This is a genomic window from Nocardioides cynanchi (genome assembly GCF_008761635.1).
In the GTDB taxonomy this organism is placed as follows: Bacteria; Actinomycetota; Actinomycetes; order Propionibacteriales; family Nocardioidaceae; genus Nocardioides; species Nocardioides cynanchi.
Window position 1 is genome coordinate 3,679,930 of the sequence record NZ_CP044344.1, and the last position, 24,845, is coordinate 3,704,774.

General features: G+C 70.9%; 26 protein-coding genes and 3 pseudogenes. 21 read left to right on the forward strand and 8 right to left on the reverse strand.

Annotation, left to right across the window (positions count from 1 at the left end; translation table 11 throughout):
* Positions 1-11: 11 nt before the first annotated feature.
* Positions 12-842 carry an NYN domain-containing protein gene (locus tag E3N83_RS17855; protein WP_151084479.1) on the reverse strand — a complete coding sequence of 277 codons (831 nt, stop codon included), beginning with the start codon at positions 840-842 and terminating at the stop codon, positions 12-14.
* A 104-nt stretch (positions 843-946) separates the two neighbouring features.
* On the opposite strand from E3N83_RS17855, the gene E3N83_RS17860 reads away from it, so the two are divergent.
* The 8 genes and pseudogenes from E3N83_RS17860 (at position 947) to rplQ (ending at position 5,772) form a co-directional block, all read left to right on the forward strand.
* Positions 947-1,234 (forward strand): DUF7716 domain-containing protein, encoded by a 288-nt coding sequence (locus tag E3N83_RS17860; protein WP_151084480.1) that lies wholly within the window; start codon positions 947-949, stop codon positions 1,232-1,234.
* 274 nt (positions 1,235-1,508) lie between these two features.
* Positions 1,509-1,729: pseudogene (infA, locus tag E3N83_RS17865) on the forward strand (translation initiation factor IF-1).
* A 32-nt stretch (positions 1,730-1,761) separates the two neighbouring features.
* On the forward strand, positions 1,762-1,875 hold the full coding sequence (gene rpmJ / locus E3N83_RS17870; RefSeq protein WP_056734976.1) for a 50S ribosomal protein L36: 114 nt from the start codon (positions 1,762-1,764) through the stop codon (positions 1,873-1,875).
* Between the two features lie 306 nt (positions 1,876-2,181).
* A complete protein-coding gene (gene rpsM / locus E3N83_RS17875; RefSeq protein WP_151084481.1) occupies positions 2,182-2,562 on the forward strand; it encodes a 30S ribosomal protein S13 in 381 nt (126 codons plus the stop codon).
* 131 nt (positions 2,563-2,693) lie between these two features.
* Complete coding sequence (gene rpsK, locus E3N83_RS17880; protein ID WP_151084482.1) at positions 2,694-3,098, forward strand: 30S ribosomal protein S11; 405 nt, start codon at positions 2,694-2,696, stop codon at positions 3,096-3,098.
* 28 nt (positions 3,099-3,126) lie between these two features.
* Positions 3,127-3,735 (forward strand): 30S ribosomal protein S4, encoded by a 609-nt coding sequence (gene rpsD / locus E3N83_RS17885; protein WP_151084483.1) that lies wholly within the window; start codon positions 3,127-3,129, stop codon positions 3,733-3,735.
* A 96-nt stretch (positions 3,736-3,831) separates the two neighbouring features.
* A complete protein-coding gene (locus tag E3N83_RS17890; protein ID WP_151084484.1) occupies positions 3,832-4,848 on the forward strand; it encodes a DNA-directed RNA polymerase subunit alpha in 1,017 nt (338 codons plus the stop codon).
* 153 nt (positions 4,849-5,001) lie between these two features.
* A complete protein-coding gene (rplQ, locus tag E3N83_RS20310; protein ID WP_151084485.1) occupies positions 5,002-5,772 on the forward strand; it encodes a 50S ribosomal protein L17, sunset domain variant in 771 nt (256 codons plus the stop codon).
* A 65-nt stretch (positions 5,773-5,837) separates the two neighbouring features.
* Here the strand turns inward: rplQ and E3N83_RS17900 are convergent, their stop codons facing one another.
* A complete protein-coding gene (locus E3N83_RS17900; RefSeq protein WP_151084486.1) occupies positions 5,838-6,479 on the reverse strand; it encodes a hypothetical protein in 642 nt (213 codons plus the stop codon).
* A 55-nt stretch (positions 6,480-6,534) separates the two neighbouring features.
* On the opposite strand from E3N83_RS17900, the gene E3N83_RS17905 reads away from it, so the two are divergent.
* From E3N83_RS17905 to E3N83_RS17915, 3 genes are all read left to right on the forward strand, one after another.
* On the forward strand, positions 6,535-7,428 hold the full coding sequence (locus E3N83_RS17905) for a carbohydrate kinase family protein (protein WP_151084487.1): 894 nt from the start codon (positions 6,535-6,537) through the stop codon (positions 7,426-7,428).
* Between the two features lie 150 nt (positions 7,429-7,578).
* Complete coding sequence (gene gdhA / locus E3N83_RS17910; protein ID WP_151084488.1) at positions 7,579-8,922, forward strand: NADP-specific glutamate dehydrogenase; 1,344 nt, start codon at positions 7,579-7,581, stop codon at positions 8,920-8,922.
* Positions 8,923-8,934: 12 nt separating this feature from the next.
* Positions 8,935-9,330, forward strand: a complete 396-nt coding sequence (locus E3N83_RS17915) for a hypothetical protein (RefSeq protein WP_151084489.1) — start codon at positions 8,935-8,937, stop codon at positions 9,328-9,330.
* A 20-nt stretch (positions 9,331-9,350) separates the two neighbouring features.
* Here E3N83_RS17915 and E3N83_RS17920 read toward each other — a convergent pair whose 3' ends face one another.
* Both E3N83_RS17920 and E3N83_RS17925 read right to left on the reverse strand, forming a co-directional pair.
* Positions 9,351-10,706: a transaminase gene (locus E3N83_RS17920; RefSeq protein ID WP_191907855.1), complete on the reverse strand. Its 1,356-nt coding sequence runs from the start codon at positions 10,704-10,706 to the stop codon at positions 9,351-9,353.
* Between the two features lie 43 nt (positions 10,707-10,749).
* Positions 10,750-13,281, reverse strand: a complete 2,532-nt coding sequence (locus E3N83_RS17925) for an FAD-dependent oxidoreductase (RefSeq protein WP_191907856.1) — start codon at positions 13,279-13,281, stop codon at positions 10,750-10,752.
* 64 nt (positions 13,282-13,345) lie between these two features.
* On the opposite strand from E3N83_RS17925, the gene E3N83_RS17930 reads away from it, so the two are divergent.
* Together E3N83_RS17930 and E3N83_RS17935 are read left to right on the forward strand one after the other, a co-directional pair.
* A complete protein-coding gene (locus E3N83_RS17930) occupies positions 13,346-15,100 on the forward strand; it encodes an FG-GAP-like repeat-containing protein (protein WP_191907857.1) in 1,755 nt (584 codons plus the stop codon).
* A 106-nt stretch (positions 15,101-15,206) separates the two neighbouring features.
* Entirely contained in the window at positions 15,207-15,644 is a 438-nt protein-coding gene (locus E3N83_RS17935) for an SRPBCC family protein (protein ID WP_151084493.1), read from the forward strand.
* Between the two features lie 8 nt (positions 15,645-15,652).
* On the opposite strand, the gene E3N83_RS17940 is transcribed toward E3N83_RS17935, so the two are convergent.
* Both E3N83_RS17940 and E3N83_RS17945 read right to left on the reverse strand, forming a co-directional pair.
* Positions 15,653-16,663, reverse strand: a complete 1,011-nt coding sequence (locus E3N83_RS17940) for a GNAT family N-acetyltransferase (protein ID WP_151084494.1) — start codon at positions 16,661-16,663, stop codon at positions 15,653-15,655.
* Positions 16,664-16,746: 83 nt separating this feature from the next.
* Positions 16,747-17,139, reverse strand: coding sequence for a VOC family protein (locus tag E3N83_RS17945; RefSeq protein ID WP_151084495.1), 393 nt, complete (start codon positions 17,137-17,139; stop codon positions 16,747-16,749).
* 123 nt (positions 17,140-17,262) lie between these two features.
* Here E3N83_RS17945 and E3N83_RS17950 point away from each other — a divergent pair, with 123 nt between their 5' ends.
* Both E3N83_RS17950 and E3N83_RS17955 read left to right on the forward strand, forming a co-directional pair.
* Positions 17,263-17,703, forward strand: coding sequence for a VOC family protein (locus E3N83_RS17950; protein ID WP_151084496.1), 441 nt, complete (start codon positions 17,263-17,265; stop codon positions 17,701-17,703).
* Entirely contained in the window at positions 17,642-18,418 is a 777-nt protein-coding gene (locus E3N83_RS17955; protein ID WP_151084497.1) for a class I SAM-dependent methyltransferase, read from the forward strand. Before E3N83_RS17950 ends, E3N83_RS17955 begins: the two co-directional genes overlap by 62 nt.
* Here the strand turns inward: E3N83_RS17955 and E3N83_RS20275 are convergent.
* Positions 18,387-18,914, reverse strand: a complete 528-nt coding sequence (locus E3N83_RS20275) for a glycine cleavage system transcriptional repressor (protein ID WP_151084498.1) — start codon at positions 18,912-18,914, stop codon at positions 18,387-18,389. The genes E3N83_RS17955 and E3N83_RS20275 overlap by 32 nt on opposite strands.
* Positions 18,915-19,873: 959 nt before the next feature.
* On the opposite strand from E3N83_RS20275, the pseudogene E3N83_RS20380 reads away from it, so the two are divergent.
* The 5 genes and pseudogenes from E3N83_RS20380 to E3N83_RS17975 all read left to right on the forward strand — a co-directional run.
* Positions 19,874-20,950: pseudogene (locus E3N83_RS20380) on the forward strand (winged helix-turn-helix domain-containing protein); the annotation flags it as partial.
* Between the two features lie 47 nt (positions 20,951-20,997).
* A pseudogene (locus tag E3N83_RS20285) lies at positions 20,998-21,459 on the forward strand (tetratricopeptide repeat protein); the annotation flags it as partial.
* A 30-nt stretch (positions 21,460-21,489) separates the two neighbouring features.
* Positions 21,490-21,816 carry a response regulator transcription factor gene (locus E3N83_RS19870; RefSeq protein ID WP_202879266.1) on the forward strand — a complete coding sequence of 109 codons (327 nt, stop codon included), beginning with the start codon at positions 21,490-21,492 and terminating at the stop codon, positions 21,814-21,816.
* A gap of 40 nt (positions 21,817-21,856) precedes the next feature.
* Positions 21,857-22,150, forward strand: a complete 294-nt coding sequence (locus tag E3N83_RS17970) for a hypothetical protein (RefSeq protein WP_151084499.1) — start codon at positions 21,857-21,859, stop codon at positions 22,148-22,150.
* A 1-nt stretch (position 22,151) separates the two neighbouring features.
* Positions 22,152-22,901: a DUF4386 domain-containing protein gene (locus E3N83_RS17975; RefSeq protein ID WP_151084500.1), complete on the forward strand. Its 750-nt coding sequence runs from the start codon at positions 22,152-22,154 to the stop codon at positions 22,899-22,901.
* A 737-nt stretch (positions 22,902-23,638) separates the two neighbouring features.
* Here the strand turns inward: E3N83_RS17975 and E3N83_RS17980 are convergent.
* On the reverse strand, positions 23,639-24,202 hold the full coding sequence (locus tag E3N83_RS17980) for an ArsR/SmtB family transcription factor (protein WP_151084501.1): 564 nt from the start codon (positions 24,200-24,202) through the stop codon (positions 23,639-23,641).
* A 67-nt stretch (positions 24,203-24,269) separates the two neighbouring features.
* Here E3N83_RS17980 and E3N83_RS17985 point away from each other — a divergent pair, with 67 nt between their 5' ends.
* Positions 24,270-24,839, forward strand: coding sequence for a dienelactone hydrolase family protein (locus E3N83_RS17985; protein WP_151084502.1), 570 nt, complete (start codon positions 24,270-24,272; stop codon positions 24,837-24,839).
* Positions 24,840-24,845: the final 6 nt, after the last annotated feature.

Below are 24,845 nucleotides of genomic sequence, written 5' to 3' on the forward strand. Positions count from 1 at the left end.
ACGCCGCGCCCTCAGGTCGTCTTGGTGGGGGTCTTCCGGGTCGTCGTGCGGGCACGCCGGCTGGTCGACGTCGTCGTGGCGGTCTTCGCGGCGGCCTTCGTCGCCGTCCTGGCGGCGGCCTTGACCGGCTCCGGCTTGACCCGTACCCGGGGCGCCTGCCCGTCGGCCTGCTTGACCTCGAGGTAGTCCTGCGCCCGGGCCAGCGTGCTCAGCTTGGAGAAACCGTAGTTGCGAGGGTCGAACGACGCGTGGGTGTTGTTGAGGTAGTTGCCCATCGCGGACAGCCCCGACCACCCGTCGTCCTGGGACGTGGACTCGACGGCCGACGTGAGGATCCGGCGCAGGTCGGGCAGCGGCGGCTCGTCGGTCGCGTCGGGGTCGCCTGCCGGTGAGTCGTCGGCCTGGCCGAGCACCTCCAGGTAGATGAACCGGTCACACGCGGCGACCAGGGAGGCCGGGGTACGGCGTCGCCCCATGCCGTAGACCGTCTTGCCGGACTCGCGGATCCGGGTGGCGAGCCGGGTGAAGTCCGAGTCGCTCGACACGATCGCGAAGGCGTCGAGGTTGCCGGAGTACAGCAGGTCCATCGCGTCGATGATCAGCGCGGAGTCGGTGGAGTTCTTCCCGGTCGTGTAGGCGAACTGCTGCACCGGCTGGATGGCGTGCCGGTGGAGCTCGTCCTTCCAGCGGACGAGGTTCTGGGTGGTCCAGTCACCGTAGGCGCGCTTCACCGTCGGGATGCCGTAACGTGCGAGCTCCTCGAGGATGGCCGCGGCCTGACTGGCGGAGGTGTTGTCGGCGTCGATCAGGACGGCCAGACGGGCCGCATCGTGGTCGGGCACTCGTGCTCCTTCGGGTCACCGGCCACGTTAGCGGAGGCACGAATCCCCCTCGACGGGACATACTGCCTGCGTACCTTCCGGTACCACGACGAAACGAGGAGCCCATGCCGTCCCTGTCCGAGCTGATTCGCAGGCTCGACGAGCTGGACGACGACGGCACGTTGTTCGCGGCCCGACCGTGGAGCGCAGGCTCCGACGCGGCCTGCGCGGTCGAGGACCACGAGTCGAAGGAAGCCGTCGAGGCCGGGATGACCTACCTCCTGGAGGTCTCGATGGCCCAGGAGGTCGTGCAGACCTGGGGTGCCTGGCACGGGGGTCGGACGCCCTCCACGACGGAGGCTGTCCGGGCCGTGATCTACTACGCGGAGCACGACACCTACCCGCCCGGCTGAGCCGGTCGCGACGCCCTTTCGCACGGTTCACTCCGATTAGGGGTTGTGACCATGTGCGTCCTAAACTTGCGTGTCGGCCCAACTTGGGTCTGTTTCGCGGTGCCTCGCGGCTGCCCGGACCACCTCACGACCAGCGTTCGCTGGGCGTGTGTGCGCCCGGGAAGAGGCTGCTGCGAGCGGCGCCAAGAGGTCCACCGGCTCACCTGTGAGGCGGAGGTTCCCGGGCCGACGGTACGACGACCTGACCAACCAGAGATCCAACCGAAGTGGAGATATGCCGAAAAAAGAAGGTGTGATCGAGATCGAGGGCACCGTCGTCGAAGCTCTCCCGAACGCCATGTTCCGGGTCGAGCTGAGCAACGGTCACAAGGTCCTGGCCCACATCAGCGGCAAGATGCGCCAGCACTACATCCGGATCCTCCCGAGGACCGCGTGGTGGTGGAGCTGTCTCCCTACGACCTCACCCGGGGTCGGATCGTCTACCGCTACAAGTAAGTCCCAGCCGACCCGAGCAAGAAAGGGCTGACATGAAGGTCAACCCGAGCGTGAAGCGCATCTGTGACAAGTGCAAGGTGATCCGTCGCCACGGCCGCGTCATGGTGATCTGCGAGAACCCGCGTCACAAGCAACGTCAGGGCTGAGGAGTGAGCCCGGAGGTACGCCGAGCGCAGCGAGGTGTGCCGGAGGGTGAGCCCCGCAAGGCCTGACACATCGAACACCGTGAGTCGATGTCAGGAATGACTCACCCGAGACAACTGAATCACCACCACAAACGTGATCGCTAGCTGGTCTCGACAGGCTCGACCGTCGAGCACCAGCGAATCACCTCCGGAGCAGTGGCCGGAGCCTGGTCCCGACTCCCGTCGGGAAGGCGCCAGGACGCGACACGACCGAAACCACTGTGCAATCCCGAGGGGACCAGCTCCCCTCCAAGAAAGGGCCATCTGATGGCACGCCTCGTTGGTGTGGATCTCCCGCGTGACAAGCGGATCGAGATCGCACTCACCTACATCTACGGCATCGGCCGTACCCGCGCCCAGCAGCTCTTGAGCGTGACCGGGGTCAACCCCGACCTCCGCGTCCACCAGCTCGGCGACGAGGAGCTGGTCAAGCTCCGCGACGCCATCGAGGGCAACGACGAGATCAAGATCGAGGGTGACCTCCGCCGTGAGGTCCAGGCGGACATCCGTCGCAAGATCGAGATCGGCAGCTACCAGGGTCGCCGCCACCGCCAGGGTCTCCCTGTCCGTGGCCAGCGCACCAAGACCAACGCCCGCACCCGCAAGGGTCCCAAGCGCACCGTGGCCGGCAAGAAGAAGGCCAAGTGACGGTCTCGACTCCGCTCGACCACCGAGCCGCTTCGCTCGACCACCGAGCCGCTTCGCTCGACCACCGAGCCGCTTCGCTCGACCACCGAGCACACCCGATCTCTCGTCCCGCTTCCGTTTAGGAGTACTGCATGCCTCCCAAGAGCCGTCAGGCCGGCGCCAAGAAGGTGCGTCGCAAGGAGAAGAAGAACATCGCTCAGGGCGAAGCCCACATCAAGAGCACGTTCAACAACACCATCGTCACCATCACCGACCCCACGGGCGCGGTGATCTCGTGGGCCTCGGCCGGCACCGTCGGCTTCAAGGGCTCGCGCAAGTCCACCCCGTTCGCCGCCCAGATGGCCGCCGAGGCCGCGGGTCGCCGGGCGATGGACCACGGCATGAAGAAGATCGACGTCTTCGTGAAGGGCCCGGGCTCGGGCCGCGAGACCGCGATCCGCTCGCTCGGTGCGATCGGCCTCGAGGTCGGCACCATCCAGGACGTCACGCCCACTCCCCACAACGGTTGCCGCCCGCCCAAGCGCCGGCGCGTCTGACCCCGAGACCTGAGAAAGAGAGACTGACATGGCCCGTTACACCGGCCCCATGACCAAGAAGTCGCGCCGTCTCGGTGTCGACCTCGTCGGCGGCGACTCGGCGTACGAGCGTCGCCCCTACCCGCCCGGCCAGCACGGCCGCGGGCGGATCAAGGAGAGCGAGTACCTCCTCCAGCTGCGCGAGAAGCAGAAGGCCCGCTTCACCTACGGCGTGCTGGAGAAGCAGTTCCACAACTACTACACCGAGGCCTCGCGTCGGCAGGGCAAGACCGGTGACAACCTGCTGCAGCTGCTCGAGTGCCGTCTCGACAACGTGATCTACCGTGCCGGGTTCGCCCGCACGCGCCGTCACGCGCGTCAGCTGGTCAACCACGGGCACTTCCGGGTCAACGGTCGCAAGGTCGACATCCCGTCGTTCCAGGTCAGCCAGTACGACATCATCGACGTGCGCGAGAAGTCGCTGGAGATGACGCCGTTCATCGTGGCGCGCGAGACCCACGGCGAGCGGATCGTCCCGGCGTGGCTCGAGGCGATCCCGACCCGGATGCGCATCCTGGTCCACCAGCTGCCGGTCCGGGCCCAGATCGACCTCCCCGTCCAGGAGCAGCTGATCGTCGAGTACTACTCCAAGAAGTAGGCACCACCACGCCGGCTCCGCCGGCACCGTTCGCACGACCACCACATGGAGTTCGAGCCCGTCAAATAGCGGGGGGGCTCGGAAAGGAAAGAACAAGTGCTCATCGCACAGCGTCCGACCCTGTCGGAAGAGTCCGTCGGCGACTTCCGTTCACGTTTCGTCATCGAGCCCCTGGAGCCGGGTTTCGGCTACACGCTCGGCAACTCCCTGCGTCGTACCCTCCTGTCGTCCATCCCGGGCGCATCGGTCACGAGCATCAAGGTGGACACCGTCCTCCACGAGTTCTCGACCATCGAGGGTGTCAAGGAGGACGTCACCGAGGTGATCCTCAACCTCAAGGGCCTCGTCGTCTCCTCCGAGCACGACGAGCCGGTGACGATGTACCTGCGCAAGTCCGGCGCGGGCGAGGTCACCGCCGGTGACATCCAGCCGCCGGCAGGCGTCGAGGTGCACAACCCCGAGCTGAAGATCGCCACCCTGTCCGACAAGGGCAAGCTGGAGATGGAGCTGGTCGTCGAGCGTGGCCGCGGCTACGTCTCCGCCGTCCAGAACAAGGGTGCCGACAACGAGATCGGCCGGATGCCGGTCGACTCGATCTACAGCCCCGTGCTGAAGGTGACCTACAAGGTCGAGGCCACCCGTGTCGAGCAGCGCACCGACTTCGACAAGCTCGTGATCGACGTCGAGACCAAGCCGTCGATGAAGCCGCGCGATGCGATCGCCTCGGCCGGCAAGACGCTGGTCGAGCTGTTCGGTCTGGCCCGTGAGCTCAACGTCGAGGCGGAGGGCATCGACATCGGCCCGTCGCCCGTCGACGAGCAGCTGGCCGCGGACCTCGCCCTCCCGGTCGAGGACCTCCAGCTGACGGTCCGGTCCTACAACTGCCTCAAGCGCGAGGGCATCCACACCGTGGGTGAGCTGATCTCGCGCTCGGAGCAGGACCTCCTCGACATCCGCAACTTCGGCGCCAAGTCGATCGACGAGGTCAAGGCCAAGCTGGTCGAGATGGGCCTGTCCCTCAAGGACAGCGCGCCCGGCTTCGACCCGCACGCGGCCCTGGCTGCGTACGGCGACGACGAGGACGACGCGTTCATCGAGGATGAGTCCTACTGACTCAGAGAACGGCGGAGCCGTTCACTGAGTCGGGAGGCGAACGCCGCAGCGAGCTTGCTCGCAAGGCGGCTTGACGTCAGCCAGCCCGTCTGACATCACCCAGAGCACCATCTACTCCGGTACCTGACACGGCCGGGGAGAATCGAGAGAGCAATGCCCAAGCCCAAGAAGGGTCCCCGCCTCGGCGGCAGCCCGGCCCACCAGCGGCTGATCCTGTCCAACCTGGCCACCCAGCTGTTCGAGCACGGGCGGATCACCACCACCGAGGCCAAGGCGCGCGTGCTGCGCCCGTACGCCGAGAAGCTGATCACCAAGGCCAAGCGGGGCGACCTGCACAACCGTCGTGAGGTGCTCAAGACGGTCCGGGACAAGTCGGTCGTGCACGTGCTGTTCACCGAGATCGCCCCGACCTTCACCGAGCGCCCGGGTGGGTACACCCGGATCACCAAGATCGGGCCCCGCAAGGGCGACAACGCCCCCATGGCCGTGATCGAGCTGGTGACCGAGGCCTACGAGCCGAAGTCGGCGAAGCCGGCCAGGAAGACCGCTGCCCCCAAGGCCGCCACCTCGGCCAAGGCCGAGAAGCCGGCCGACGAGGCTCCGGTCGAGGAGTCCGAGACCGTCGAGGACCCGGTCGAGGCATCGGCCGAGGCTCTCGACCTCGAGCCCGCCACCGAGGTGGAGGGCGTCGACGCCGAGGTCTTCGAGGAGACCGAGGGCGGGTTCGCGGGCAAGTACGCCGGCTCGCACGTGCCGCTCGAGGACGAGTCGACGGCGCCCGAGGGCTTCCCGATCAAGGGCAACGAGGACTCCATGAAGTTCCACGAGCCCGATGGTCAGTGGTTCGAGCAGACCGTGGCGGAGGTGTGGTTCGACACCGTCGAGTCCGCCGAGGCCGCGGGCTTCACCCGCGCCGGCGAGTAGCGCCGTACCTCCACGAAAGGCCCGTCACCTCAGCGAGGTGGCGGGCCTTCGTCGTCCGTCGGAGCTCACGGGGTGGGGGAGGCCGACGGGTCCACCTGCTCCAGCGCCCAGCCCGCCAGGATCGCCAGCAGCACGGGGATGATCACGAACGTCATGCCCACGACCTCGCTGCCCCGGAAGTCGAAGTGGATCTGGATCCGGAACTTCCAGTCACTCCGCTCGAACCACCAGTGCAGGGCAGGGGCCACCGGCACCGCGAGCAGCCACAGGCCGCCCCGGCGCCGGGCGACCCCCCAGGCCAGCGCAGCCAGGGTCGGCACCGCGACCACGGCGATCCAGCTCAGGGTGTCGAGCAGGTGCCGGTGGGTCGCGACCTCCGCCTGGGTGTGCGCGATGTGCGAGGCCAGGATCGACCACCCCCAGACCACGAGACCCGCGAGCAGGGCCAGCCCGGCCGCGGGCAGCCGGAGAGCGGGACGCCGGGCGACCACATAGACGGCGACGGCGAGGAGGAGGTACTCGGGCCCCACGATCAGCAGGCGCAGGACCTCGTAGGACAGGCCCGAGCCGAAGACCAGGTGGTCGACGACCCAGGGGAACCAGAGGAGTGCGAGCAGCAGCTCGGCGACGACGAGGGCGGTCCCGACCGGGACGGCGCCCCGCCAGCGTTCGGTGACGCCGGGCTCGATCTGTGTGGTCGTCGTCATGGGTCCAGTGTGCGCCCTCGACGTCACCGTCGACGGCATGCGATAGACATGGGCCATGACGGACTTCCTCGTGGTGGGCGAGTCGCTCGTCGACATCGTCCAGCGTCCCGACGGATCCACCCTCGAGTACCCCGGCGGCAGCGCAGCCAACGTCGCGGTCGCGCTGGCCCGGCTCGGTCGGCCCGTCGAGCTGGCGACGTCGTTCGCCGACGACGAGCGGGGAGCGATGCTGGCGCGTCATCTCAACCAGTCGGCGGTCGGCCTGGTGGGTGACCCGCACCGGCTCGCGCGGACGTCGACGGCGTTGGCCACGATCGCGGCCGACGGCAGCGCGTCGTACACCTTCGACATCGAGTGGCAGCTGCCCGAGATCCCCGAGGTCGGGCCGCTCGTGGTGCACACCTGCTCACTGGGGGCGGTGATGGCGCCCGGCGCTGCCGACGTACGCCGCCTGCTCGAGCGGCTGCGCCCGCAGGCGTTGGTCAGCTACGACGTGAACACCCGGCCGGCCGTCACCGGGGTCGGCCCCGAGGTGGTGCAGGCGGTTGAGGAGGTCGTCACGCTGGCCGACCTGGTCAAGGCCTCCGACGAGGACCTCCACGCGCTGTACCCCGCCGACACCGTCGAGGTCGCGGTGGAGCGGCTGCGCGGTCTCGGTGCCTCCGCGGTGGTCGTGACCCGGGGTCAGGGCGGTGCCACGTGGTACGGCCCCGACGGCCGGGTCGACGTCGCCTCCCACGAGGTGCCCGTGGTCGACACGATCGGCGCGGGCGACACCTTCGGGGCTGCCGTCATCGACGCCCTGTCCGACCTCGGCGCCGTCGGCGGCCGGCTCCCGGGCCTGGGCTCCTCGGAGGTCGACAAGGTCCTGCGCCACGCCGCCCGGGCGGCCGCCGTGACCGTCTCGCGTCCCGGCGCCGACCCGCCGTACCGCCACGAGCTGCTCTGAGCAGCTGTCTGCGAGATCACAGGTCGACGAGCCGCCGGCGACGTCCGACAGGACTAGCGTGGACAGTGCGGGCGCGGTCCCGAGTGGGACGTGGTCCGCGGTGTCGGACCTCGGCGATCGCCGACACCCAGGTGCGGCGGAGGTGCCATCGTGCGTCAGTCGGCGGTCGAGTTCCTGGAGTGGGTCACGGACCGGACTCCCGGTGAGGCGGAGTTCCACCAGGCGGTGTCGGAGGTGGTGCCGTCGGTCTGGCCGGTGCTCGAGCGCAAGCCGGCGTACGCCGAGGCCCGGATCCTGCACCGGATGGTGGAGCCCGAGCGGGTGATCTCGTTCCGGGTGCCGTGGGTCGACGACCACGGGGAGATCCAGGTGAACCGTGGCTACCGGGTCGAGATGAACAGCGCGATCGGGCCCTACAAGGGCGGACTCCGGTTCCGCGGCAACGTCGACCTCAGTGTGCTGAAGTTCCTGGCCTTCGAGCAGGCGTTCAAGAACGCGCTGACGACGCTTCCGCTCGGGGGCGGCAAGGGCGGCTCGGACTTCGAGCCCAAGGGCCGCAGCGACGGGGAGGTGATGCGCTTCTGCCAGTCGTTCATGAGTGAGCTGTTCCGCCACATCGGTGCCCACACCGACGTCCCCGCCGGGGACATCGGGGTCGGCGGTCGGGAGATCGGCTTCCTCTTCGGGCAGTACAAGCGGCTCAGCAACGAGTTCACGGGGGTGCTCACCGGCAAGGGTGTCTCCTGGGGCGGCAGCCTGATCCGGCCCGAGGCCACCGGTTACGGCCTGGTCTACTTCGCTGACCAGATGCTCAAGACCCGCGACGACAGCATGTACCGCAAGATCTGTCTGATCTCGGGCTCCGGGAACGTCGCGCAGTACGCCGCCGAGAACGTGATCCGGCTGGGCGGCAAGGTCCTGACCATGTCCGACTCCTCGGGCTTCGTCCACGACCCGAGCGGGATCGACGAGGAGAAGCTGGCGTGGATCGTCGACCTCAAGGAGGTACGACGCGGCCGGATCTCGGAGTACGCCGAGCACTTCGGCTGCGACTTCCACGCCGGTCAGCGCCCCTGGGGGGTCGAGGGTGCGCAGGTCGCACTGCCCTGCGCCTGTCAGAACGAGCTCGACGAGGAGGACGCCAAGGCGCTGCTGGCCAACGGTGTCGTCGTCGTCGCCGAGGGCGCCAACATGCCGTCCGAGCCCGGCGCCGTGCGGCAGTTCGTCGACGCCGGGATCCTCTACGGCCCGGGCAAGGCCGCCAACGCCGGCGGCGTGGCGGTCAGCGGGTTGGAGATGGTGCAGAACGCGGCCTTCTCCACCTGGACCCGCGACGAGGTGGACGCCCGCCTCCTGGGGATCATGGTCGACATCCACCGCAGCTGTGTCCGGGCGGCCGCGGAGTACGACCAGCCCGGCAACTACGTCGTCGGCGCCAACATCGCAGGCTTCGAGAAGATCGCCTCGGCCATGCTGGCCCAGGGCGTCGTGTAGGAGGAGGCGGACATGACGCGCAAGAAGGTCGGGTACTTCGACGGGACGGACTCGACGCTGCTGACCGCGCTGGTCTGCGACGGCTACGACACGATCCCGGTCTCGAACGGCCGTGACAACCACGGTCGCCACGTCCGGCTGATCAACGACAAGAACCGCGTCGACCTGCTGATCGCCTATGTGCACAAGATCATCGCTCCGGAGGGTGAGGACCGCGAGGAGAGCGACGTCGTCTTCGAGGACCTGTTCCGGATCTGCCGGATCCTCGAGATCCCGCTCCTGCTGGAGATCCCGGAGGCCCTCCAGCCGCGGGCCATCGAGATGCTCGGTCACCCGCCCGACATCGTCGAGCTCGTCGACCCGGCGGACACGCTCCGGGTCGCCCGGGAGCACCTGGCCCGGGCCTGACCGCTGCGGCCCGAGCCGGCTCAGCCCAGCTCGCCGAGGAGCTCGGTGAACGCGGCGAGGTAGGCGTCGACGTCCGCGTCGGTGGCGGCCACCGAGCAGGTCGGCCCGGCACCAACGATGGCGTCCCAGACGCCGCGGTTGGCCAGGTAGACCCGCATCAGCCTGCGCAGCGGGACGTCGAGGGTGGCCAGCGCCTCGGCGGCCGTGCGCGGCATCGTGGGGCTGAACGACAGACCGCTCCGGGGCCAGAACCGGTGCGTCGTCCACGACAGTCCCGCGTCGGCCACGGCGCCGGAGATCCCGTCGGCCAGCCGGCCACCCAGCCGCTGGCTGTGGGCGTAGGCGTCGTCGGTGAGCACGGCGCCCATGGCGGCCCGCGCCGCGGCCATGGACAGCGGGTTGCCGAACAGCGTGCCGCCGACGGCCACCTGTGGCCGGTCGTCGTCCCGCCCCCCGGGGCGCTGGAGGACCGCCGCCATCTCGTGGGTCATGCCGTAGGCGCCCAGCGGGATCCCCGCCGCGATCGACTTGCCGACGGTGACGAAGTCCGGCGCGAGCGACCAGCGCCGGGTCAGGCCGCCCGGACCCACGACCTGGGTATGGGTCTCGTCGTACGCCAGCAGCGTGCCGGTACGCCGCGTCACCTCACGGAGTCCTTCGTGGAAGCCGTCGTCCGGCAGCAGGAGGCCGACGTTGTTGGTGAGCGCCGGCTCGATGATCACCACCGCCACCTCGTGGCCCGACAGCGCCTGGTCGAGCGCGTCGAGGTCGTTGAACGGTACGACGAGCGTCCGGGCGGTGACGTCGTGCGGCAGCCCGGCCTCCTCCGGCACCAGCCGTCCCTCCTCCAGCTCGACCAGGACGTCGTCGAAGTGGCCGTGGTACTTGCCGTCGAAGAACAGGACCTTCTCGCGGCCGGTCGTGGCCCGCGCGATCCGGATCACCTCGGTGTTGGCGCTGGTCGCCGCCAGCGTGAACTGCCACAGCGGCAGGCCGTAGCGCCGCGCCAGCTCGCCGGCCACCCAGATCGAGTCCTCGGTCGGCAGCAGGTACTGCGAGCCGAGGGCGACCTGGCGGCTGACCGCGGCGACGACCGCCGGCGGGCCGTAGCCGGTGAACATCGACATGTCCGCGATGTTGAAGTCGGCGTACTCGTGCCCGTCGACGTCGCGCAGTCGGGAGCCGGTCGCCGACTCGACGAACAGCGGCGGATGGTCGTAGGACGTGCGCAGCCAGCTCATCGGCACGCCGTTCGGCATCACGTCCTGGGCGGCGGACCACAGGGCCCGGCTCCGGGGACGAGCGGCCACGAACGCGGCGTCCTCGCGCTCCTTGAGAGCGGCCACCCGCGCCGGCTCCACCCCTGATCCGCCCACGCCGGAAGCGTAGGGCACATCGTGGGTGCGCGGCCGTCCGACGTCAGCGGAGGATGCGCGAGCGCTCCGGGTCGAGGAAGGGCTTGAGGGAGACCCGGGCCGGGACCCGGGTGCCGGCGATGTCGATCTCGAACGAGCCGGCCGCGAGGTCGGCGGCGGTGAAGGCCTCGTCGCGCTCCAGCGCCGCGATGCCGCACGCGGCGCCCAGGGAGTGGCCGAACCCGCCGCTGCGGACGTGACCGACCGGACGGTCGTCCCAGTAGACCGGCTCGTCGCCGAACAGGTCGTGGTCGGGGGAGTCGAGCAGCACGTTGACCAGGCGCCGGCTCGGTGGGCCGGCGTCGCGCTGCTCCAGCAGCGCCTCGCGCCCGACGAAGCCCCCCTCCTTGTCCCAGGAGACCGCGAACCCGAGGCCGGCCTCGAGCGGTGTGTCCGTGGAGTCGATGTCGTGACCCATGTCGCGGAAGGCCTTCTCCAGCCGCATCGTCTCCAGGGCGCCGACGCCGGTGGGCCGGAAGCCGAAGTCGGCTCCGACCTCACGCAGCTGGTCGTAGAGCGTGGCACCGAACTCGGTCGGCACGAGGAGGTCCCAGCCGAGCTCGCCGACATAGGTGACCCGCAGCGCCCACAACGGGGTGTAGCCGAGCTCGACCTTGCGCGCGGTCAGATAGGGGAAGGCGGCGTCGGAGAAGTCGTCCGGGCTGAGCCGCTGCAGGACCTCGCGCGAGCGCGGCCCCTGCACGGACAGCAGCGCGTGCCCGCTGGTCACGTCGGTGACGGTCAGGAACTCGCCCTCCCGGGTCTGTCGCCGGATCCAGGCGGGCACCCGGCGGTGGATGGTGTCACCGCTGATCACGACGTAGGCGTCCTCGGCCAGCCGGGTGACCGTGACGTCGGCGACGATCCCGCCCCGGTCGTCGAGCCACTGGGTGTAGACGACCCGTCCGACCGGGGTGTCGACCTGGTTGGCACAGACCCGGTTGAGCACGGACATCGCGGCGGGCCCCTGCACGAGATGGTGCGACATCAGGGACAGGTCGAAGACCGCGAACGCGTCGCGGGCGTGGAGATGCTCCTCTCGGGTGCGCTCGAACGCCTCACCTCGCGCGAAGCCCCACTCGACGGTCGGGGTCACACCCCGTCCGGCGAAGTAGTCGGGATACTCCCAGCCGCTGGTCGCCACGAAGTGGGCGCCGTCCTCGACGTGCCGGTGATGGTACGGCGAGCGGCGGACGTTGCGACCCCGTCGCGGCTGGGCGTTGGGCCAGGCCAGGTCGTTGAGCAGAAACCCGAGCCGCTCCACGGTCCGCTCCTCGCGGAAGCGCCGGGTCGCCTGGAACTCGTGCGCCCGGTCGACACCCACCGACGTGACGTCGATCGGTGGGTGCTCCTCGATCAGCCACTGGGCCATCACGTGGCCGAGCCCGCCCCCGGAGAGGATGCCGACCGAGTTCAGGCCGCAGGCGAGGTACAGCCCGTCGACCTCGGGCGACTCGCCCAGCATCGGCGAGAGGTCGTCGGTGAAGCTCTCCGGACCGCAGAACAGCGTGCGGATGCCGGCGTCCTCGAGCGCCGGGAATCGCCGCATCGCGACCTCGAGGAACGGCGCCATCCGGTCCCAGTCGGGCGGCAGCACCGCGAACGCGCTGTCGCGCGGCGTACCGTCCAGGGCCCAGGCCTTGCCGACCGGCTCGAACATCCCGACCAGGAGGCCGCCCCCCTCCTCGCGGTAGTAGCCGTAAGCCTCGCCGTCCTCGATCACCGGGACCGACTCGGGGGTGACCCCGGCGATCGGCTCGGTCAGCAGGTAGTAGTGCTCGGCCGCCTGGAGCGGCACGGTCACGCCGGCCCTGGCCGCCACCTCCCGGCCCCACAGCCCGGCCGCGATCACCACCTTCTCGCACTCGATGTCGCCGCGTCCGGTGCGGACGCCGGTGACCCGTGCGGCCCCGCGGTTCTCCGCGAGCACGAAGTCGGTGACCTCGGTGTCCTCGAAGATCCGGACGCCGCGCTGCCGTGCGCCCCTGGCCATCGACATGGTCACGTCGACCGGGTTGGCCCGGCCCTCGTCGGGCGTCCAGAAGCCGTGGATCACGTCGTCGGTGCGCATCAGCGGCACCATCTCGGCGACCTCGCGCGGTGAGAGCACCTCCTTGGCCATCCCGACCGAGCGCATGTACGCCGTCTCGCGGCGGAAGCCCTCGTCGGCACGCGGGGTGGTGGCCAGCTGGAGGTAGCCACACCGGCGGAACCCGGTGGACAGTCCCGTCTCCTCCTCGAGCCGCGCGTAGAGCTCGCCGGAGTAGCGCGCCATCCAGAGCGCGTCCTCGGTCGTCCCTCCCGAGACCACCTCGCCGGCCGCGTGCCAGGTGGTGCCCGACGTGAGCTGCTTGCGCTCGAGCAGCACCACGTCGGTCGCGCCGAGGAGGGCCAGGTGGTAGGCGATCGACGTGCCGATCACCCCGCCACCGACGACGACGTACTGGGCCCGGCTCGGCAGGTCGCCGGTGGTCGAGGCGGAGGCGTCCCCGGCGCGAGCGGCGGCCGGGTTGATGGCGGTGAAGTCCAGCGACATGAGGAGCACCCTGCCACTGTTTGAACAGTCATTCAACGACGAGCGATGGGTAGGGTGCCGAGGCATGCGGTGGTCTCGTGTCCTCATCGTCGGCCTCGGAGGCCTGGTGCTGGCGACGAGCGTCCCGGGCGCGACGGCGGCCGGCGGCCGTCGAACCGGCGACACGCTCACCCCCGCCCCCGCCGCTGCGGTCGGGTCGGTGAGCGCCTCCTGCGTCTCCGAGGGCGGTACCAGCCCGGTCCGGAGGCCGGTGTTCGTCCGGCGGATCGCGACGGGGGAGACCGGCTGGTTCTCCTCGCCGGGTCTGGCCGACCTGAACGGCGACGGGCGCCTGGAGATCGTGGCGCCGTTCTACTCGACCTTCGTCTTCGACGCCCGCGGCCATCTGCTGAGCAAGGGAACGGCGACCGACGGCCGGGTCTACGCGCCGTCCGTGGTCACCGATCTCGAGGGTGACGGCGTGCCCGACATCGTGGTCGGCGGCGCGGGCGCGGTGGCGGCGTACGAGTTCCGGCACGGCCGTCTCCACCTGAAGCCCGGCTGGCCCGCGTCGGTGCGCAGCGGCGGCCAGACCCCGGAGGTGCGGGGGCTGGCGGCGGCCGACCTGAACGGCGACGGCCGCGTCGAGGTGGTGGCCACGACGACCAACACCTCCCCCACCGGCGCGCAGGTCTTCGTCTTCAACGCCCACGGCAACCTGTTCCAGCCGTCGGGTGGGCACCGGCCCGCGTGGCCCCGCTACAACCGCCTGAGTGGGCGAGGCAACGACCTGCACTTCAACGGTGTGGGCAACCACGGCTACGGGGCGTACGGCGAGAATGTCGCGATCGGCAACATCGACGACGACCCCGCCCTGGAGATCATCACCACCTTCGACAACCACCAGATCAACGCCTTCAACGACGACGGCACCTCGGTCCTGGCCTCGAAATGGTTCACCAACCCCGAGTCCGACGCCCTCGGCCGGCGGATGGGGTGGGGACAGTTCATCCGGTGGGCCGATCCCCGCGTCGAGCGGCGCCACTACCACCTGCACACCGGCGCGTGGCCGAGCCCGGACCGCCAGGCCTGGCTGCAGTGGACCGCCTCGCCACCCGATGTCGCCGACCTCGACGGCGACGGACGCAACGAGGTGATCGGGCTCCCCAACGTCGAGCGGCACATCCCCTACCGCACCCAGGGCTACGCGTTCATGGCGCTCGACGGCGCGTACGGCGACGGGCACCGCTCGGCGCGCCGGCACCGCGGCTTCGAGACCCTGCCGATGTCCAACCACCCCGTCTACCGGCCCGCCGGCGACTGGTACCCCCCGTCCGGGATCCCGGCCCCGACCGTGGTCGACCTCGTCGGCGACACCCGGCCCGAGATCGTGGCCGCCCTCCCCGGCGGCAAGGTCTACGCCGTCGGGCCGGGCGGTCACCGGCTCTGGAGCACCCGCTACGCACCGCGCCGTTCGAAGACCTTCGCCTCCGAGGTGGTCGCCACCGACCTGAACCGGGACGGCACCCCCGAGCTGGTCTTCGGCACCTACTCGCTGCACCGCGACGCCGGACGCCTGATCGTGCTCTCGGCTCACGGCACGAAGCTCTCGGTCACCCGGCTGCGCCACCAGGGACAGGACGGCAACGGCATCGGCGTGGCGGCCGCGCCGTCGATCGCCGACCTCACCGGCAACGGCACCCTCGAGATCGTGCTGACCACCTTCGACCACGGCATCGACGTCTACACCGTGCCCGGCTCCGGCACCGGGTGCCTGCCCTGGCCCACCGGCCGGGGCAACCTGCTACGCAACGGCATGGGTCCCGCGACGGTGCGCTGAGTCGACCGGGGCGGCCCGTCGCCGGACACGAGTTGCGGTGCGACGCCGGCGGTGGATGATGTCGTCGTCAGCCCCAGCCGCTGCCGTCCTGCAGGAGGGACGCATCATGCCCAGCACGCACTTCACCGTCCACACGACGCTGTCGCCCAGCGAGGTGTTGACGCTCTTCACCGACTTCGGGCCGGACCGGGTCAACCGGTGGCCCAACATCGACGCGGCCCACTTCCAGGTGCACGACCAGGGTCCGGACTGGGCCGAGGTCACCGAGGGGACCGCGATGGGCTGGGAGCGGGAGCGCTACACCTGGGACGCTGCCGCCGGCACGGTGGCGATCGAGACCCTGGACTCCAACCTCTGGGGCCCCGGCAGCGGCTGGCGGTACCGGCTCGCCCCGGCCGGTGGTGGGACCGACGTCGAGGTGACCCTGACGCGCGTGCCTCGCACCGTCAAGGGCAGGCTGATCGGTGCCCTGATCCCGATCGCGGGCTCGCGCGCGCTCGGCCGGCAGTTCGCGTCGGTGCTCCGCAAGGCCGAGTCCGCCTGACGCGGTGCCTAGAGGTGCTTGACCAGCTCCGCCGACACCTCGACCGGCTCGAAGCCCATCCGCTGGTTGATCGCGACCATGTAGTCGTTGGTCTCACCGTTCTGGGTCGTCACCAGGGTGAGGTCGGGACGCGCGGCCTGCACGGCGCGGAGGTTGACCGCCTTGACGGCCAGTCCCAGCCGGTGGCCACGGTGCTCGCGGTGCACGAACGTGCCCCACTGGAACACGGTGGTGCCTTCCCCCAGCGGCATCGCCAGCGTCGTCTGGGCCACCACCTGACGGTCCGGGGTCAGCGCCACGGTCTCGTAGCGGGCCCGGCCCATGGCCTTCACGCCTGCCGCCATCTCGGCGTACCGCTCCGGGGTGATCCGCTCCTCCTCGAAGTCGACGAGTCCGGTGGGCGCGTCGACCGACAGCTGGCCGAGCAGCACGCACAACGACTCGACCAGGTCGTCGGGGACGCCGTCGACGAACGTCTCGATCCGGTACGACGGGTGGTGGGGGGCCGCGTCGTCGAGCCACTCCTGGATCCGGTCGTCGGGCACGGGAAGCCGCAGGTGGCGGATCACCTCGAAGTCGGACAGCTCGTAGCCGCAGGCCTCGGCGAAACGACGGTGTCCGTGCTGCTCGCGATCGTCGAACGGCAGGACCGTGTCGGTCATCATCAGCGACCGGTCCTCGCTCTTGGCGACCTGCTCGAGGCGCTCGACCAGGGCCCGGCCGATGCCCCGCCGCCGGTCGGGCACGTCGACGTCGACGTGGAGCGCCGCCTTGTCGAGGTTGTCGAGCAGGAACGTCCACATCACGGCGTTGCCGACCATGCGGTCGCCGTCGTAGGCAGCCAGCAGGTCCTGGCGCTCGCCGCTGTCCGGTGACCGGTAGGCACCGAGGAACTCCTGGAAGGTCCAGAACGGCGCGTCCGGCCGGCCGTGGAGCTCGGCCCGCCGGGTGAGGTCGTAGTAGTCGCGCATCACCGCGTCGTCGGCCAGGGCCGCCTCGTCGAGCTCGCGTATCTCCACGACGTACGACGTTAGGCCAGGCCCGCGGTCGGGCGACACGGGTTTTCCGTCGCCGGGCCGGGGCGGCGGTCCGGGTCAGCCTCCTAGAACTGGTCGCCCTGTCGCCACGCCATCTCCTGGAGCTCGAAGGTGTTGCCGTCCGGGTCGGCGAAGTTCGCGCCCCGCACGCCACCCCCGAAGTCGTGGATCTCGCCGACCTCCACACCCCGGCCGAGGAGCTCGACACGAGCCGCGTCGAGGTCTGCCACCACCAGGTGCACGCCTCTGACGCTGCCGGGCACCCCGTCGTACACGTCGAGACCGGTCCCGAAGCCGACCGAGCAGCCCGAGCCCTCCGGGGTCAGCTGGACTACCCGGACGCCCTCAGCGGGCTGGACGTCGAAGTCCTTCCCGAAGCCGAGCTGGTCGGTGTAGAAGGAGATCGACCGGTCCACGTCGGAGACCGGGAGCGGGATCAGTTCCACCTTCATCTGCATCGGGGTCGAGCCTCCCTCACCTGTCGTGTCGAACCAGATCATCCCATTGCGCCACGGGCCGGTCGCCGGGGCCTCGTCCGACACACTGGTCCCACCGTCCGTCGCCGAGGTCGAGAGGTCCCCATGCTTGGCACATCCGACGTGATCGCGTTCGCCTCCACCACCGATCTGGCGAGCGCCAGGTCCTTCTACGAAGGCACGCTGGGACTGCCGCTCGTGGAGGAGAACGACTACGCCTGTGTCTTCGACGCCCACGGCACGATGCTGCGGGTCACCGCCGTCGCCGAGGTCGCCCGCCCCGGCTACACGGTGCTCGGCTGGCAAGTCGCCGACATCGCCGCGATGATCTCCGGGCTGGAGTCCCGCGGCGTCACCTGTGCCCGCTACGACGGGATGGAGCAGGACGCACAGGGGGTCTGGACCACTCCGAACGGGGATCGGATCGCGTGGTTCAGCGATCCCGACGGAAACGTCCTGTCCCTCACCGAGTTCGGCGGTGGGGGTGAGCGACGCCCCGGGCGACGAGCGGGCCCTCAGCTTCGGCTCGGTGGCTGCTGCCTATGAGCGTCACCGGCCCGGCTACCCGGATGACGTGGTCAGCGAGGTGGTCGCCTATGCGGGTCGACCGGTCCGGACCGCGCTCGAGATCGGGGCCGGCACCGGCAAGGCCACCCGGGTCTTCGCCCGCCACGGGATCACGGTCACCGCGACCGACCCCGACCCGGAGATGCTCACCGAGCTGCGTCGGCACGTGCCGCCCACGGTGGTCACGGTGACCGCGGGGCTCGAGGGCCTGCCGCTCACCGCCGACTTCGACCTGGTCTTCGCCGCCGCATCGCTGCACTGGACCGATCCGGCTCACCGGTGGCCGAGGGTGGCCGGGATGCTGGCGCCCGGCGGTGTCTTCGCGTCGTTCGGGGGGCAGGTGCACCTCGCCGACGATGAGCAGGCTCGAGCCTTCGGCGCCGTCCTGGCGGCGTACGACGTGGACGACGACGTGCCGTCCCCGGACGGGACCGCTGCGGACGGCCCGCTCCAGTGGCCGGGCACCGAGCTGCGCGGCTCGGACCTCTTCACCGACGTGCGCCAGACGACGATCCCGCGGCGGCTCACCATGTCGTCCGACGACTACGTCGGCCACCTGTCGACGATCTCGGCCTACCTCGTGCTGCCGGAGGCGGTGCGGAGGACGGTGCTCGGCCGGATCCGCGGGGTGCTGGGCGACGACGTGGTGCTCAGCGCCGACATCACCCTGCACCTGGCGCGTCGGACAGCCTGATCTCGACCATCAGCTCGTCGGCGAGGGACTCGAGCGTCGTGCGGAGCGCGTCGGTGCTGGTCGCCGGCGGCGACTGGAGCACGGCCCGCGCCTCGAACAGCATGCCCCCGGCCATCGGGGCCTCGCGCACGTCCGTGGTCAGCTCCTCGATCCCGATGCCGCGCTCGGCCAGGGCAGCCGAGATCTCCGCGACGATGCCCGGATGGTCGGCGCCGAGCAGCTCCAGGCTCAGCCGCTGCGACTCGTGCTCGACCGGGGGATCGGTCCGCGCGAGCGTGACCTGGAGCCCGATGTCCTCCAGCGCCTGAAGGTCGGCGACCAGGGCGTCCGCCCGATCCTCGGCGACCTCCACGAGCAGGATGCCGGCGAACTTGCCGGCCAGCCGGGCCATCTGGCTGCGCTCCCAGCTCGCCTCGTGGGCCTTGACCGTGGCGGCGACGGCCGACACCAGCCCGGGCCGGTCGTCCCCGATGCAGGTGAGCGTGAAGGTGGCCATGGGCGCAGGCTATGAGATCGCGGCGCAGAAGTCTCGGCCCGACCACGGGCGCTCCCGGTTCGTCTCCTGCCCCGAGCAGTTCCTGGACCTCCTGCTCGCCCGGACCTGACCGGCGCTGTCGTGGTTGCCCTAGGGTCGGACCGAGGCCCGCTGGGGCGACGGAGGGAGCGGCCGTGCCGACCCCCTTGCTCCGGACCAAGCTCTTCGTCCCGCCCGTCCGCCCGGGCCTGGTGCCGCGGCCGCGTCTGGACGCTCGTCTGAGCCCGGCGGCGAGGCCGCGGCTGACGCTGGTCTCGGCGCCGCCCGGGTTCGGCAAGACCACCCTGCTCTCCGCGTGGGTGGCAGCCGAGACGTCCGCGGAGCGCCCGGTGGCCTGGGTGTCCCTGGAGGAGGGTGAGCAGGAGCCCGGCGTCTTCTGGACCTACGTGGCGACCGCCCTGGAGGCCGCGGCCCCCGGGGTCGCGGAGGCCGCGCTGCCGCTGCTCCAGACGGCCCAGCCACCGATCGCGACGGTCCTGGCCACGGTGCTCAACGGCCTCGGTGCCCTGCCCCAGGGGCTCGTGCTCGTGCTCGACGACTACCACCTGGCCGACAGCCCGGCCATCGCCGACGACGTGGCGTTCCTGCTCGAGCACCTGCCTCCGGAGGTGCAGCTGGTGATCAGCACCCGGGCCGATCCCGCGCTGCCGCTGGCCCGGCTGCGCGCGCGGGGAGAGCTGGTGGAGGTCCGGGCCGCCGACCTCCGGTTCACCCCGGCCGAGGTCGCGTCGTACCTCAACGAGGTGATCGGGCTGGGGCTCTCGGCCGCTGACGTCACGGCGCTCGAGGGCCGCACGGAGGGCTGGATCGCGGCCCTCCAGCTCGCCGCCCTGTCGATCCGGGGCCGCGACGACGCCTCCTCCTTCATCGCGGGCTTCGCCGGCGACGACCGCTACGTCGTGGACTACCTGGTCGAGGAGGTGCTGGTCCGCCAGCCCGACGACGTCCGACGGTTCCTCCTGGAGACCTCGATCCTGGACCGCCTCTGCGGCGCGCTGTGCGACGCGGTGACCGGCGGTAACGCCGGCCGGGCCGAGCTCGAGCGGCTCGAGCGCTCGAACCTGTTCGTCGTCCCGCTGGACGACAGTCGGCAGTGGTACCGCTACCACCACCTCTTCGCCGACGTGCTCCGCGCGCACCTGCTCGAGGAGCCGCACGACGAGGTCGCGGCACTGCACCGGCGGGCGAGCAGGTGGTACGACGCCGAGGGCGAGCCGGTGCCCGCGGTCCGGCACGCCCTCGCCTCCGGTGACGTCGCGGCGGCCGCCGACCTCGTCGAGGCCGCCGTCCTCGGCTTCCTGCGCGATCGTCGCGAGGTCACGGCCCGGAGCTGGATCGACGACCTGCCGGCCGACGTGGTGTCGACCCGGCCGGTGCTGGCGATCGGCTTCATCGGCGCCCTGATGTCGACCGGCGAGTTCGCCGACGTCGAGCCCCGGCTCGACGAGGTCGAGCGGCTCCTGGGCTCCGCCTCCGCCGATCCGTCCGTGGTCCTGACCGCCGTCGACCCCGCCGACCTGGCGCGGCTGCCCGGCGCGATCGAGATGTACCGCGCGGCGCTGGCCCTGATCCGGGGCGACCCGGCTGCCACGGCGGCGCACGCCGACCTCGCCATCGCAACGGCGGCGGCCGGCGACCACGTCACGGTCTCGGCGGCGGCGGCCCTGGCCGGACTCGCCGCCTGGGGGAGCGGCGACCTCGCGGGCGCGGTGCGCGGCTACTCCACCGCGGTCGACGGGCTGCTGAGAGCCGGGCACTACCCCGACGTCCTCGGCTGCTCGATCAGCGTCGCCGATCTCGAGCTGACGCTGGGCCGTCTGGGCGAGGCCCGCCGGACCTATGTGGCCGGGCTCGACCTCGCCGCGGCCGAGCAGCCCGAGGGCGTGATGCGCGGGACGGCGGACATGCTGGTGGGGCTCGCCCTGGTCGAGCTCGAGCGCGGCGACCTCAGGTCGGCCGCCGACCACCTGACCCGGGCGGAGGACCTCGGTGAGCACACGGGTCTGCCCCAGCACCCTACCGTCGCCGGGTCGCCCGCGCCCGGCTGCACGAGGCGCACGGGGACCTCGCCGCCGCGGCCGAGCTCCTCGAGGAGGCCGAGCAGGTCTACGTCGGAGACTTCGCACCGGACGTGCGGCCGGTCCCGGCGACGCGGGCTCGGCTGCTGGTGGCGCAGGGGCGGGCGTCCGACGCTCTCGACTGGGTGCGCCGGGCCGGAGTGTCCGCCGACGACGACCTCGCCTACGTCCGCGAGTACGAGCACGTCACCCTGGCCCGGGTCCTGCTGGCCACCTCCGGTGCCGAGCACCCACCTGCGCTGGGCGCGACGTACCGGCTGCTGGAGCGGCTCCGGGTGGCCGCCGAGGCCGGCGGACGGATCGGGAGCCTGGTCGAGATCCTGGCCCTGCAGTCGCTCGCCCACCATGCCGGCCACGGTCGACACGACCTGCCCGGCGCGCTGGACCCTCTGGAGCAGGCACTGCGGCTGGCCGAGCCCGAGGGCTACGTGCACGTCTTCGTCAGCGAGGGTGCCCCGATGCGGACCTTGCTCGACGCGCTGAGCCGCCGGCACGGCTCGTGGGCCTATCCGCGCCGACTCCTCTCGGGGTACGACGTCACGACGGCCGCGGCCACCAGCACCGCCCTGGTCGAGCAGCTCAGCGCCCGCGAGCTGGACGTGCTCCGGCTGCTGGCCGGTGACCTGACCGGCCCGGAGATCGCCCGCGAGCTGGTCGTGTCGCTCAACACCGTGCGTACGCACACCAAGAACATCTACGCCAAGCTCGGCGTGACCAGCCGACGTGCCGCCGTCTCCCGGGGCGGCGAGCTGCACCTGATCGGTCGGGGCAAGATCACCACATGATGTGAGCCCCGCTCACCACGTCGGCTCCTACCGTGCGGCCATGAGCACCTCATCCGACAGCCGCCCGGACGGCCCGCCGTGGTACGAGATCCGCCTCGAGGGGCGTCTCGACCCACGCTGGGCCGGCCGGTTCGACCCGATGAGCCTCACCACCGCCGACGGTCTCACCCGGCTCACGGGCCCCGTCGTCGACCAGGCGGCCCTGCACGGGCTGCTGCACCAGCTGCGCGACATCGGTCTCACCCTGGTCTCGGTCGGCCAGGTCGAGCCCGGCGCCACGTCGTACCCCGTCGCGCCGTCGACACCCACGCACCGCCCGACCACAGGAGCCTGAGATGACCGTCACCGCCACCGTCCCCACCACGCGCCGAGCCCCTGGCGCCACCACCGACCCGATGCGGGGCCACGCCCGAGCTGCGGGGATCTTCTACCTGCTCACCTTCCTCAGCTCGATCCCGGCGCTGATCCTGATCGGACCGGTGCTCAACGACGCCCACTACGTCACCGGCGCCGGCCACGACACGCGAGTGCTGTGGGGCTGCCTGCTCGACGCCGTCAATGCGCTCACAGCCGTCGGCAGCGCGGTCGCGCTCTATCCGGTGGTGAAGCGCCAGAACGGGTCGATGGCCCTGGGCTTCGTCACCTCCCGGATGGTCGAGGCCGCCGTGGTCCTGATCGGCGTGGTCAGCCTCCTCGCCGTGGTCACCCTGCGCCAGGACTACGCCGGCACCGGCGACGCCGCCTCCTTCACCCCGATCGCGACCGCCCTGGTCGACGTCCGCAACTGGACCTTCCTGGTCGGCCCCGGCCTGATGCCCGCCTTCAACGCCGTGCTGCTCGGCACCCTGCTCCACCGCTCACGCCTGGTGCCCCGGATCATCCCGACCGTCGGACTGGTCGGCGCCCCGCTGCTGTTCGCGGCCTTCATCGCGGCCTTCTTCGGTGGCATCGAGCAGGTCTCGGCGACCTCGTTCTTCCTGACGCTGCCGATCGCCGCCTGGGAGCTCTCGGTCGGCCTCTGGATGACCTTCAAGGGCTTCTCGGTCACCTCGCCGGTCCTGCCCACGGTGGGCGACCGGGCCTGACCGTCGCAGCACCACCGAAGGCGGCTCCGCACCGGCGGGGCCGCCTTCGGCGTCGTACGGCGTGTCGTCACAACCATCACCCGCGCCCACGCGTCCCAGCTGTATGGGGAAGAAGTCGACTGTCCGGTCCGTTCTGCGGACCGCGGTCGCACTGGCGATGTCCGTTGCGCTCCTGGGTGCCTGTGCCCACGCCGGCGATCAGGTCGCCCTTCCCGGCGGGCCTTCCACTGCTCCGACCTCGGTGCCCCCGCGGTCGTCCTCCCCGGCCCCGTCCCACGCCGCATCGACCGCTGCGAAGGCGCACCGGAGTCGTCGCCCGTACTCCGACGTGAACCCTCCACCGCGGCGCGGCGGGGACTTCGTCGTGAAGGTGCTGATCGTGACCCGGGACAAGCCCGGTGCCAGTGGGCCTCGGGTGCGCCAGAACCGGACCGGCTGGGACTACTACGGCGAGGAGGTCCGCACCTGCCTGAGTCGCTCGAGCCACCGCCGCGAGGCCGTGGGTTGGAAGGACTGGCGTGCCGAGGACGTGAACGGCCGGACCTACCCGGCGGACCCCCGCGACACCTCGCCGTTGCGGCGACCGACGTACCCCTTCCACCGGGCTGTCGCCCGGGCAGTGCGCGACGGGGTACTGGTTGATCACCGTGCCGAAGGGCTCGGACATCCGGGCGATCCAGTTCGCGCCGGCCGGTGGGCCGGTGCTCATCGAGTGGCTGATGCTCCGTTAGCCGGCATCAGCGTGGTGGCGGCAGCGCCGGGTGGTCGGCCGGGTAGATGCCGACCGCGAAGCCGTACGTCGTCTCGCCTGACCTCGGCAGCCGGTCGAACGTCTCGACCAGGTCGGCCATCTGCTTCCAGAACTGGCGGGCCTGCTCGTCGGTGAGGCGGGCGTGTCGGATGAAGCCCCACAGCCGCCCCTCCTCGAACGCCGGCGCGGACTCGCGAGCGGCGACCTCGAAGTCGTTGAAGTCGCGCGGCATCTCAGCTCCGCCCGTGGTCGGCTCCGCCGCCACGTAGAACATCCGCGCCGTACGCCCGTGGAAGCGCTCCTCGACGGCGCGCACCCTGCGGGTGCGGACCACGCGGACCAGGCCGCTGCGGGTGAGCACCTCCACGTGGTGGGCGACCGTGCTCTTGGGGCGTTCCACGGCGATCGCCAGCTCGGTGACGGTCGCGGCCCGCTCGTGGAGCAGCTGCAGGATCGTGGTGCGGAGCGGGTGGCCGATGGCCTTGACCTGGTCGGGCCTGGTCAGCGACATCCGATCGGCCAGCTCGTAGTCCGGGGGGTTGTCGCCCATGGCCGAACAGACTAGCATCGCCGAACGTTCCAAATTATTCGATTGAAGTTTCGGGAAGGTGACGGTCATGGCCGAGGTGCTGCTGTACCACCACATCCAGGGTCTGACCGACGGGGTGAAGTCCTTCGCCGACGAGCTGCGTCGGGCCGGGCACACGGTGCACATGCCCGACCTGTTCGACGGCCACACCTTCGACAGCATCGAGGAGGGCTTCGGGTTCGCGCGGGAGGCGGGACTCGACGCGATCCGCGAACGCGGCGCCACGTTCGCCGAGGATCTCGGCCCCGCGCTCGTGTACGGCGGCTTCTCCTTCGGGGTGACCATCGCCCAGGCCCTCGCGCAGACGCGACCGGGCGCCCGCGGTGCCCTGCTCGTCTACTCCTGCCTCCCGGTCACAGAGTTCGGGGAGGCCTGGCCGGACGGGCTGCCGGTCCAGATCCACGGCAAGGAGGGCGACGAGTTCTTCGAGGAGGACCTTCCGGCCGCACGCGAGCTCGCCGACTCGGCCGCGTCCGCCGAGCTGTTCCTCTACCCGGGCGACCAGCACCTGTTCGCCGACTCCTCGCTCGACGCCTACGACCCGGCCTCGGCCGAGCTGCTCATGGAGCGGGTGCAGGAGTTCCTCGCCGGCGTGTGACCGGCG